Origin of the sequence: Actinomadura rifamycini DSM 43936 (genome assembly GCF_000425065.1) — a bacterium.
Classification (GTDB): domain Bacteria; phylum Actinomycetota; class Actinomycetes; order Streptosporangiales; family Streptosporangiaceae; genus Spirillospora; species Spirillospora rifamycini.
The window spans coordinates 463,385-473,144 of the sequence record NZ_KE384301.1; the positions used below are offsets into that span (position 1 = coordinate 463,385).

At 68.8% G+C, this 9,760-nt stretch carries 9 protein-coding genes and 1 rRNA gene; 4 read left to right on the plus strand and 6 right to left on the minus strand.

Translation table 11 applies throughout. From position 1 onward, the window contains the following. Nucleotides 1-5: 5 nt before the first annotated feature. From H505_RS0138885 to H505_RS0138895, 3 genes are all read right to left on the minus strand, one after another. Entirely contained in the window at nucleotides 6-1,598 is a 1,593-nt protein-coding gene (locus H505_RS0138885; protein WP_026406277.1) for an acyl-CoA carboxylase subunit beta, read from the minus strand. Next, entirely contained in the window at nucleotides 1,595-3,307 is a 1,713-nt protein-coding gene (locus tag H505_RS0138890; RefSeq protein ID WP_026406278.1) for an acyclic terpene utilization AtuA family protein, read from the minus strand. The genes H505_RS0138885 and H505_RS0138890 overlap by 4 nt, the downstream gene beginning before the upstream one ends. A 139-nt stretch (nucleotides 3,308-3,446) precedes the next feature. Next, nucleotides 3,447-3,746: a hypothetical protein gene (locus tag H505_RS0138895; protein WP_034521907.1), complete on the minus strand. Its 300-nt coding sequence runs from the start codon at nucleotides 3,744-3,746 to the stop codon at nucleotides 3,447-3,449. 250 nt (nucleotides 3,747-3,996) lie between these two features. Here H505_RS0138895 and H505_RS47160 point away from each other — a divergent pair, with 250 nt between their 5' ends. Beyond that, complete coding sequence (locus H505_RS47160; RefSeq protein ID WP_026406280.1) at nucleotides 3,997-4,467, plus strand: hypothetical protein; 471 nt, start codon at nucleotides 3,997-3,999, stop codon at nucleotides 4,465-4,467. 648 nt (nucleotides 4,468-5,115) lie between these two features. On the opposite strand, the gene H505_RS47165 is transcribed toward H505_RS47160, so the two are convergent. Then, nucleotides 5,116-5,916 carry a helix-turn-helix domain-containing protein gene (locus H505_RS47165; RefSeq protein ID WP_158642395.1) on the minus strand — a complete coding sequence of 267 codons (801 nt, stop codon included), beginning with the start codon at nucleotides 5,914-5,916 and terminating at the stop codon, nucleotides 5,116-5,118. A gap of 524 nt (nucleotides 5,917-6,440) precedes the next feature. Between H505_RS47165 and H505_RS0138910 the strand changes: the two genes are divergently transcribed. After that, nucleotides 6,441-6,947, plus strand: coding sequence for a DinB family protein (locus tag H505_RS0138910; RefSeq protein ID WP_026406281.1), 507 nt, complete (start codon nucleotides 6,441-6,443; stop codon nucleotides 6,945-6,947). Between the two features lie 83 nt (nucleotides 6,948-7,030). Further along, nucleotides 7,031-7,639 (plus strand): TetR/AcrR family transcriptional regulator, encoded by a 609-nt coding sequence (locus tag H505_RS0138915; protein ID WP_026406282.1) that lies wholly within the window; start codon nucleotides 7,031-7,033, stop codon nucleotides 7,637-7,639. 121 nt (nucleotides 7,640-7,760) lie between these two features. Here H505_RS0138915 and H505_RS0138920 read toward each other — a convergent pair whose 3' ends face one another. After that, on the minus strand, nucleotides 7,761-8,666 hold the full coding sequence (locus H505_RS0138920) for an alpha/beta fold hydrolase (protein ID WP_026406283.1): 906 nt from the start codon (nucleotides 8,664-8,666) through the stop codon (nucleotides 7,761-7,763). A gap of 82 nt (nucleotides 8,667-8,748) precedes the next feature. Here H505_RS0138920 and H505_RS0138925 point away from each other — a divergent pair, with 82 nt between their 5' ends. Then, the gene (locus tag H505_RS0138925) at nucleotides 8,749-9,384 is read left to right on the plus strand and encodes a TetR/AcrR family transcriptional regulator (RefSeq protein WP_026406284.1); all 636 of its coding nucleotides are present in this window, start codon (nucleotides 8,749-8,751) and stop codon (nucleotides 9,382-9,384) included. A 42-nt stretch (nucleotides 9,385-9,426) separates the two neighbouring features. Here H505_RS0138925 and rrf read toward each other — a convergent pair. Then, a 5S ribosomal RNA gene (gene rrf / locus H505_RS0138930) occupies nucleotides 9,427-9,543 on the minus strand. Nucleotides 9,544-9,760 lie beyond the last annotated feature (217 nt).

Consider the following 9,760-nt stretch of genomic DNA (forward strand, 5'->3'; position numbering starts at 1 on the left):
CACGCTCACATCCGGAAGACGCCGAAGCCGTCGGCTCCGCGCACGGGGGCGTTGTGGACGGCGGACAGGCACAGGCCGAGGACGGTCCGGGTGTCGCGCGGGTCGATCACCCCGTCGTCGTACAACCGGCCGGACAGGAAGAACGGCAGCGACTCCGCCTCGATCTGCGTCTCCACCATCTCCCGCATGGCCCGGTCCTGGTCCTCGTCGTAGACCTGGCCCCGCGCCTCCGCGGCCTGCCGCGCCACGATCGACAGCACCCCCGCGAGCTGCTGCGGACCCATCACCGCCGACTTCGCGCTCGGCCACGTGAACAGGAACCGCGGATCGTACGCCCGGCCGCACATGCCGTAGTTCCCGGCGCCGTAGGACGCGCCCATCACGATCGAGATGTGCGGCACCTTGCTGTTCGACACCGCGTTGATCATCAGCGCGCCGTGCTTGATGATCCCGGCCTGCTCGTACTCCCTGCCGACCATGTACCCGGTCGTGTTGTGCAGGAAGATCAGCGGCGTGTCGGCCCGGTTCGCGAGCTGGATGAACTGGGCGGCCTTCTGCGCCTCGGCGCCGAACAGCACGCCCTGCGCGTTGGCGAGCACCCCGACCGGGTACCCGTGCACCCGCGTCCATCCGGTGACCAGGCTCGTCCCGTACAGCGGCTTGAACTCGTCGAACCGCGAGCCGTCCGCGATGCGGGCGATGACCTCGCGGGGGTCGAACGGGGTCTTCAGATCCTCCGGGACGATGCCCGCCAGTTCGTCCGCGCCGTACAGCGGCTCCTCGACGGCGCCCGGGGCGGGGCCCTGCCTGCGGTGGTTGAGCCCCTTGACGATCTGCCGGCCCAGCCGGAGCGCGTCCGGCTCGTCCACGGCCATGTAGTCGGCGAGCCCGGACGTCCGCGCGTGCATCTCCGCGCCGCCGAGCTCCTCGTCGTCGGCCTCCTCACCGGTCGCCATCTTCACCAGCGGCGGTCCGCCGAGGAACACCTTCGCGCGCTCCTTCACCATGACGACGTGGTCGCACATCCCCGGGATGTACGCCCCGCCCGCGGTGGAGTTGCCGAACACCAGCGCGATCGTCGGGATCCCGGCCGCGGACAGCCGGGTGAGGTCCCGGAACATCCGGCCGCCGGGGATGAAGATCTCCTTCTGCGACGGCAGGTCCGCGCCGCCCGACTCCACCAGGTTGATCACCGGCAGCCGGTTCTCCAGCGCGATGTCGGACGCCCGGAAACTCTTCTTCACCGTCCACGGGTTGCTGGCGCCGCCCCGCACCGTGGGATCGTTCGCGACGATCATGCACTCGACGCCCTCGACCACGCCGATGCCGGTCACCACGCTGGCACCGACCGGGAAGTCGCTCCCCCACGCGGCGAGCGGGCTCAGTTCCAGGAACGGCGAGTCGCGGTCGAGCAGCAGCTCGATCCGTTCCCGCGCGAGCAGCTTCCCCCGCCGGCGGTGCCGCTCGACGTACTTCTCTCCCCCGCCCGCGAGCGCCTTCGCGTGCTCGGCGTCCAGTTCGGCCAGCTTCTCCAGCATCGCCGCCCGCCGCTCCCGGTATTCGGGACCCCGCGTGTCGAGCGAACTCTTCAATCTCACAGGACGGCCTCCGGGACGTCGACGAGGCAGGACCGCAGCCACTCCCCGAGGGCCTTGCCCTGGGGGTCGAACCGGGTCGAGGCGGACACGCCCTCCTGCAGCAGCCCTTCGACGACGAAGTTGACCGCGCGGAGGTTCGGCAGGACGTGACGCGTGACGGTGTGCGCCCGCGTCTCGGGCATGAGCTCGTGAAGCCGTTCGACGGTGAGGAAGGGCTCCAGCCACCGCCACTGGAGGTCCGTGCGGGCCCACACCCCGATGTTGGCGTCGCCGCCCTTGTCGCCGCTGCGGGCCCCGGCGACCCGCCCCAGCGGCGCCCGCACGGTCGCGCCGCCGACGGCGCCCTCGTCCCGTCGCACCGCCTCATCGGTGGGCAACGCCCGGGTGGCGGAAGGCCCTTCGATGGGAACGCGGGTGCCGTCCGGCAGGACCGCCACGTGCTCGATCTCCTCGTTGGGGACGAACGCGGGCGAGTACACCCCGTACGGGCTCCCCTTCCCCGGCGGGGACGTCATCGTGAACCCGGGATACCCGGCCAGTGCCATCTCCACGGCCGCGCCGCTGAACCCCCGCCCGACCTTCGCGGGATCGGGGTCGAGGACGGCGCAGCGCAGCAGCACGGTCGCCTCGCCCTGCGTGGCGGGGGCCGGCGCGGGGTTCCCGAGCAGCGTCCACTCGACCCGCGCCGGACGGTCCTCGCCGAAGGCCACGTCCATCTGCGCCTTCACGAAATCGGCCTTGGCCTCGATGTCCAGCCCGGTGAGCACGAACGTCATCTCGTTGCGGTGCCCCCCGAGGTGGTTGAGGCACACCTTGGTCGAGGGAGGCGGCGGCGCTCCCCGCACCCCGCTGATCGAGACACGGTCGCGCCCGACGCCCCGCAACTCGATCGTGTCGAACCGCGTGGTCACGTCCGGTCCGGCGTAGTACGGGCCGCCGATCTCGTACAGCAGCTGGGCGGTGACGGTCTCGTCCGTGACGGCGCCGCCCGTCCCGTCGTGCTTGGTGATCACGCTGGAGCCGTCCGCGCCGATCTCGGCCAGCGGAAAACCCGGCGCCTTTACGTTGTAGATTTCTTGGAAGAACGCGTAGTTCCCGCCCGTCGCCTGCGCTCCGCATTCGAGCACGTGCCCGGCGACGGTCGCGCCGGCGAGAGCGTCCCAGTCGTCGCGCGCCCACCCGAAGTGCGCCGCCGCGGGCCCGACGACGAGCGACGCGTCCGTCACCCGCCCGGTCACCACCACGTCCGCGCCGCCTCGCAGGCACTCGGCGATCCCCCACGCCCCCAGGTAGGCGTTCGCGGTGAGCGGCCGCCCGTGCCGGGCCGACGCCAGGCCGAGCTCGTCCACGCGCGCGAGCAGGTCGTCGCCCTCGACATGCGCGACCTCGACCGCCACGCCGAGCCGGTCGGCCAGCTCGCGCAGCTTCGCGGCCAGCCCCCGCGGATTCAGCCCGCCGGCATTGGTAACGATCTTCGTCCCGCGCTCGGCGGCGAGCCCCAGGCACTCCTCCATCTGCCGCAGGAACGTCGTCGCGTATCCGGCGTCCGGGTCCTTCATCTTCCCGCGCCCCAGGATGAGCATCGTCAGCTCGGCGAGATAGTCGCCGGTGAGGACGTCGAGCGGCCCTCCCTCCAGCATCTCCCGCACGGCGGAGAAGCGGTCCCCGTAGAAGCCCGAGGCGTTACCGATCCGCAACGGTCGACTCATGGCCAGCACCCTGCCACCCGTCCAAGAAAAAATCAATCACGCATGATTGTTTCCCAATCCAGAAGACCCCAGCCCCGACGCCGAGCCCAGAGCACACGAAAACCAACACCATCACCAAGCCACAGCCCCAACACAGGAGTCAGAACGTGTTGCGGTGGGCCAGCCAGATGGTGAGCTCTCTTGCGATCTCACCGAGATCGGTGTTGACGCTCAGTGCATGCTCGCCGTGGCGTGGATCGCTGTATTCCACCTCGTAGCCCCCCTCCTCCAGCACGGACACCGAGGCGTACCAGGGCGCGCCGAGGTTTGCCGGGGTGATGGTGACGAAGGAGTTGCCGTCGTGGTCGAGATCTCTCAGCCGCATGAACAGGGAGTCTTCGGAAGGGTCGTCGACTTGATCACCGTTCTCGCTGTCGGCGATGTAGTAGTCGGCGCCCATCGAGTTCCTCCGTTGCGCCGGTCGCCCTCCGAGGATCCACGGCCGCGCGGGCCCCTCACAACCATGGCCGCACTTGCGGGTACGGCCGAGACCTCCCCATGGCAGGCTGACGGCCTCCGACAACGAGACGAACTAGGGCCCGTCGCCCCGCCGCCCGGGGGCGACGATGACCGCCAGGGGCCATGCCGCAGTTCGCAGGCCAGGTAGATCTTGGCCGTCAGCCCGCCACGCGAAACGGGAGGATGAGCCGATGTTCGCGGCGGTTGAGGTGAGTCGGGTTCGAGCGCCCGGGATCTGGCGGCTGGCCTTCGATCAGGACTTGCTCCAGCGGTGGCCGGGGAAGCTGTTCGGCAGAGTTCGCGAGTTTGAAGAGCTGACCGTCTACGACTTGCACGAGGGGTTCGACGGGACGCCTCGCCCGGCGGCGGTGTTCCCGCGTCCCTGGCCCGACTCCGATGACGAGTCCGACGCGGTGGGCCCCGATCTGCGGTTCACCGTGTTCGGCGGCCGTGACCGGGTGCGGGCGGTGGACCGGCGGGGGACGACGTTGTGGGAGGTGCCGTACAAGCTTTCGAGGTGGGGGCCCGAGCAGGAGTCTTGCGCGGTAACCGCCGATGCCACGCGTGTCTGGACGCACGTCTACGGCCTCCCGGAAAGCCATCCCGCAGGCGAGGACGAGACCAGCTGGATGGTCATCGACGCGACGCTCATACCCTGCTGAGACTCGTCGCCGACCAGGCTTGGGCTCTGTTCCTTCACCGATGCTTCACACCGATGTGCGGTACCGGTTTTCGGATCCCGGACACCCGGCACCGCCCCGGCCCAGCCCCTGAGGCACCCAGCGCCGTTGCCCAAGCCGCGAGACGCCCACGGCCGGGCACGGCCCCTTGCCCCGCCCCCCGGGGCCGGCCCGAGGCACCGTCCTCCCTGGGCCCAGGGGGGACGGTGCCGGACCCGGCGCCCGGAGCATCAGCCACCGGGCACCGGGCACCGGGCACCTGTCATCCGGGGGCTGCCCCCATGGAACCGGCACCGAGAGAACCATCCCTAAGGGACCCGGCGCGAGGACCTGGCGCGAGGACTCGGCGCGAGGACCCAGGGCTGGGGAACGGCGCCCGGGAACGGCGTGACGGATCCCGCGGCTCAGCGAGTTGGCGGCCTGCGACGGTTCAGGGAGCGAAGGCGCCCGCGTTCGTTGAGCCAGCGACTCAAGTAACGCGCGAAACCGCGACGCAAGGAGGGCCGCATCGGAATGCTCGCCGTCACTGGTTCCCGATCAGCGCGGCCATCCTCGCCGCCTCCACGAATCCGCCGGTCCGGCCTCGCCTGCGGCTCCCCCTTCACCGCGGGGAGGAGGGGGCGCGCCCCTTCATAGATCCTCCAGCTCTTTGAGGATGGCGACCTGCGAGTCCTCGACGTTTAGCGCCCTGGATCTGATGCTTTCGAACAGCGTGCCGAGTTCGGCGATGTACCCGTGGTCGTCGACCAGGTGACCGCGTCCGCCCGCCGCCTCGATGTAGCCGGCGTCGGACTCACTTGAGGAGAGGAGCGTGAACGAGCCCTCGGGGAGGACTTCGGCGTCCTCCGGCACCACGTGGACGTGAACGTGGGGCAGTTCCGCCACGCTCAGCAGATGTTCGAGTTGGCCTCGCATGACCGCGGGGCCGCCGAACGACCGGCGGAGCGCCGAGGCATCGATGAGCGCGACGATGACGGGCGGATCCTCGCGCCGCAGGATCTCTGTTCTCTCCATTCGCGCCGCAAGCGATTGTTCGAGCTTGTCCGGATGCCTTCCCTTTCGCAGAATCGCTCGCGCGTACTCCTCCGTGTGGAACAGCCCGGTGATCGCGAAGTTCTTGTACAGCTTGACGATCGCGGCCTCGGACTCGGCCTCCACGAACTCGGAGAAGCCCGGCGGGATGCCGGCTTCCTCGATGACGCGAGGGTGGAGGGCTTCGAAGAACTGCTCCAGTCCGAAGATTTCGTCCAGGCCCCGGGCGAGCCTGCGCGTCGGGCGCCGGGCGCCGACCTCGATGCCACCGACCAGGCTGCTCGGGAGGTTGACCCGCGCTCCCAGTTCCGGCTGCGACCACCCCTTCTGCTCGCGGTACCGCTTGAGGTGGAAGGCGAAGAACGCGCGGAGGGACTCGGAGGGGTTCGGGGTAGGCATGGCGACCATCCAATCTGCACGATGCCGCGCCACTCATCCAATGACGCAGCGAGGTTGGCTCATAGCCGACAGTAGTCGCCGCAATGCGCGATGGAACCTCCGACCCCAAACTTTTTTCGAACAAGTTGATGATCATGAAATGGCATGTCCACTTCCGTGCTCCTCCGCAGAGGAATGCATATAGGGCAAGGCAAATTCATCTTGCCTCGCCCCAGAGCGAATAGCCCCCGCGCGCCTGCAAGCCTAGGAGCGTCTGTAGGGCAGGTCCGATAGATCACGGGTCACCGAAGAACAGGACCCTCCACCGATGGGGTCGCCCTACAGGGAGGCTCTAGGGTGTGCCACCGTGGCGAGCAGACAAGATCCGCCGCTTGGCGGTGGGCGGCGATGTACGGCTGACAGCACGAGCGCGTCATCGCTGCTGCGACACCGCTCGGTCCGCCAGACAAGGAGCCGGGTGAAGCAGGTCGGGCCGCCGACATATCGTTCGACATGGACCGCGGTGATCAGGGACGCTTCGCGCGATGACAAGAATCGATGACACACCGTCCGCGTGGGACGAGCGCACCCAGCTCACCACGTTCCTTGACTACGCACGTGACACCGCCTGGGCCAAATGCGAAGGCGTCTCTGCGGAGAACGCACGCAAGGCGCTCCTGCCGGGCTCACCGCTGATGACCATGTGCGGTGTGATCAACCACCTCCGCTGGGTCGAGTACCACTGGTTCCAAGTGATCTTTCTCGGCGAGGAGAACCGGGGCCCCTGGACCGAGGAGGACCCCGACCGCGAGATGCGTATCGCCGTCGACTTCCCGCTCACGCAGTTGCTCGGCGAGTACGCCGAGCAGAGTGCCCGCTACCGCGACCTGGTCGCCGGGAACGACCTGGACGAGCGGGCACAGCGAGCCGTCCGCAACGGCCTCCGCGTCGACCTGCGCTGGATCCTCCTCCACCTCACCGAGGAGACGGCCCGCCACAACGGCCATCTGGACATCCTGCGCGAGATGCTCGACGGCACGACCGGTGACTAGGCGCCGGGAAAGAATCAAGCGCGCTTGATTGTTTTCTCCTCCGGGCCTTTGATTGACTGGAGACCCGCCGAGTCGAGGAAGAGATGACCACGCAGGCAGCTCCCCGCGAACCCCAGCAGCACCGCAGCCGCGCGACACGGCAACGCCTCCTGGAGGCCGCCGTCGAATGCCTGGCCTCCGCCGGATGGGCCGGGACGACCGTGGCCGTCGTCGCCGAACGCGCCGGGGTCTCGCGGGGTGCGGCGCAGCACCACTTCCGCACCCGCGAAGAATTGGTGACCGCCGCCGTCGAGTACGGCACGGAAGTGCGCATGTCGCAGATGCGCGAGCGGCTGGACGAACTCGCCGACCGGCGCCCGAGCACCCTCGACGTCGTGGCGCTGCTCGGCGAGATGTACACGACGCCGCTGTTCAGGGCCGCGTTGCAGCTGTGGGTCGCCGCGAGCTCCGACGAGCAGCTGCGCGCACAAGTCGTCCCGCTGGAAACGCGGGTCGGGCGCGAGGCGCACCGGCTGACGGTCGAGGCACTGGGCGCGGACGAGTCGGTCCCCGGCGTTCGCGAGACCGTGCAGGCGACGCTCGACCTCGTCCGCGGCCTCGGGCTCGCCGACCTGCTCACCGACGACTCGGCCCGCCGGGGCCGGCTGCTGCGACAGTGGGCCGCGACCCTCGACACGGCCTTGGGCCGCTGACCCCGCACTCCCCCAAGGCGCATGTGCCTCCGAAACCGCTGTGATCAAGTTCCGCCAGGACGCGCTGCTCAAATGGCGGGTTGCACGTCACGCACGAGGCGCTTCGCTGCCCCGTGGCGGGTCAGGTGCGGGCGGACGCCGCCTCGTCGGCGAAGGAGCGCAGGGCGTCGGCCATCTGGCGAAGCCCGGGATCCTCGACGGGCATGTGGCCGCAGCCGTCCAGCGTCACCAGCCGCCGCTGCACGGGCAGCCGATCGAAGAACGGTCTGCTCAGTTCCAGAGGCGTCCACCGGTCGGCGCCCGGGTGGATCATCAGCACCGGACAGGCGCTGAACTCCTCCGGCTCCACCTCCGGCACGGAGTTCATGTAGGTACGCATGAACCGCAAGGAGATCCGTCCCCCGCCGCCGAGTGGATCGGACGCCACCGCGGCGTTCAGGTCCGGCCGGTTCGCCATCGCCGACATCCGGGCGGGCCAGCGGACCGGCACCTGAACGCCGTCCAAAGCGCGCAGCCCGGTCATCAGCGGGCCCGCGTAGCGTCCCAGCCACCGGAACCGCGCGGCGGCCGCTCTCGCCTCCGCGTTGCGCACGTCCAGCAGGCACGTCACGACCAGTCCGGCCGCACCTGCACGCGCGACCGCACTGTAGGCGAGCATGCCTCCGATACTGGCCCCCAGGACCACCACCGGACGGTCGTCGCGTTCCCGCTCGAACCGAATCAACTCCGCCGCCAGTTCCACCCACGACTCGTACGTCACCGGACGCCCGCCGCATCGGGTCAGCCCGTATCCCGGCATGTCGGGCGCGACGCCCTCCACCGCTCCCATCAGCCTGAGGTAGGGCCACAGCATCCGCGCGTGCCCGCCGGCTCCATGCAGGACCACGTACTTCACCGGCGCGGCCGGATTCACCGTGCGCTCCAGCCGAACCTGCATGCCCTTCCACGGCAACCACTGCGTCTCGGCGGGCGGCTCCTCCGCCTCGCGGACCCAGTCCGGAAAGAACTCGAGATAGTCGACGGTCATGGCCCGCTCCTTGCGTCGATCGGTCGGCAGCCGCCAAAATACTGAGTGATTACTCGCTTTTCTACTCGCGTTAGGGCCTCCGATGCCGGGCACTCCCAAGCCCCTCCGACCCCGCAAAGCCCCACGTCAGCAGCGTTCTGCCGATACGCGGGAGCGAATCATCCAGGCGGCTGCTCGCGTTTTCGTCGAGCACGGCTACGCCGCCGGCACCACCAACCGCATCGCCGACGAGGCGGGTCTCTCGATCGGCTCGCTGTACCAGTACTTCCCGAACAAGGACGCGATCCTGCTGGAGCTCACGCGGCGGCACATCGACGACGGCCGGCGCGCCGTCACCGCCGCACTCGAACGCGGGCTCCCCGCCCGCTGGGACGAACGCATCGCCCTCTTGGTGGACACGGCTCTCGAGGCCCATCGCGGCGACCCTCGTCTCCACCAGGTGCTGTTCGAGGAGTCACCACGCCCGCCCGCACTGCTGGCCGAGCTCCACTCGCTACAGAACCTACTCGTCGACACGGTCGTGGATCTGCTCCGCACCGACGTCGAAGACCGTCTATCGGACGCTCGCCTCACCGCCTGGTTCATCGTGAGCACGGTCGAGTCCCTGATCCACCGCTACTTCGCCGACCGCCCCACGGACGACGTCAGCGCCTTCCGCGACGAGTTGATCGTCCTGCTCACGGAATACCTGCAGAGTCGAATACCCGCCATGAAATGAGGAAGGCCCCGCCGTAAACGGCGGGGCCTTCCCACAAAAAATGTCCGGCGGCGTCCTACTCTCCCACACAGTCTCCCATGCAGTACCATCGGCGCTGAAAGGCTTAACTACCGGGTTCGGAATGGGACCGGGTGTTTCCCTCTCGCCATAACCACCGAACGCCTCACGCACCACCCCGAAACAACCAGGGCAGGCAAATCAACGTCCGAGCAGACAGCTCGAAAATTCACTTATCAAAACGGGTTCCCGTTTGTTTTCCAGGAACCACACAGGGACGCGAACAAACACACAGCGAGATGCTTTGAACGTTCAGTGTGTTCAAGCCACTCGGCCTATTAGTACCGGTCGACTCCACACGTTACCGCGCTTCCATCCC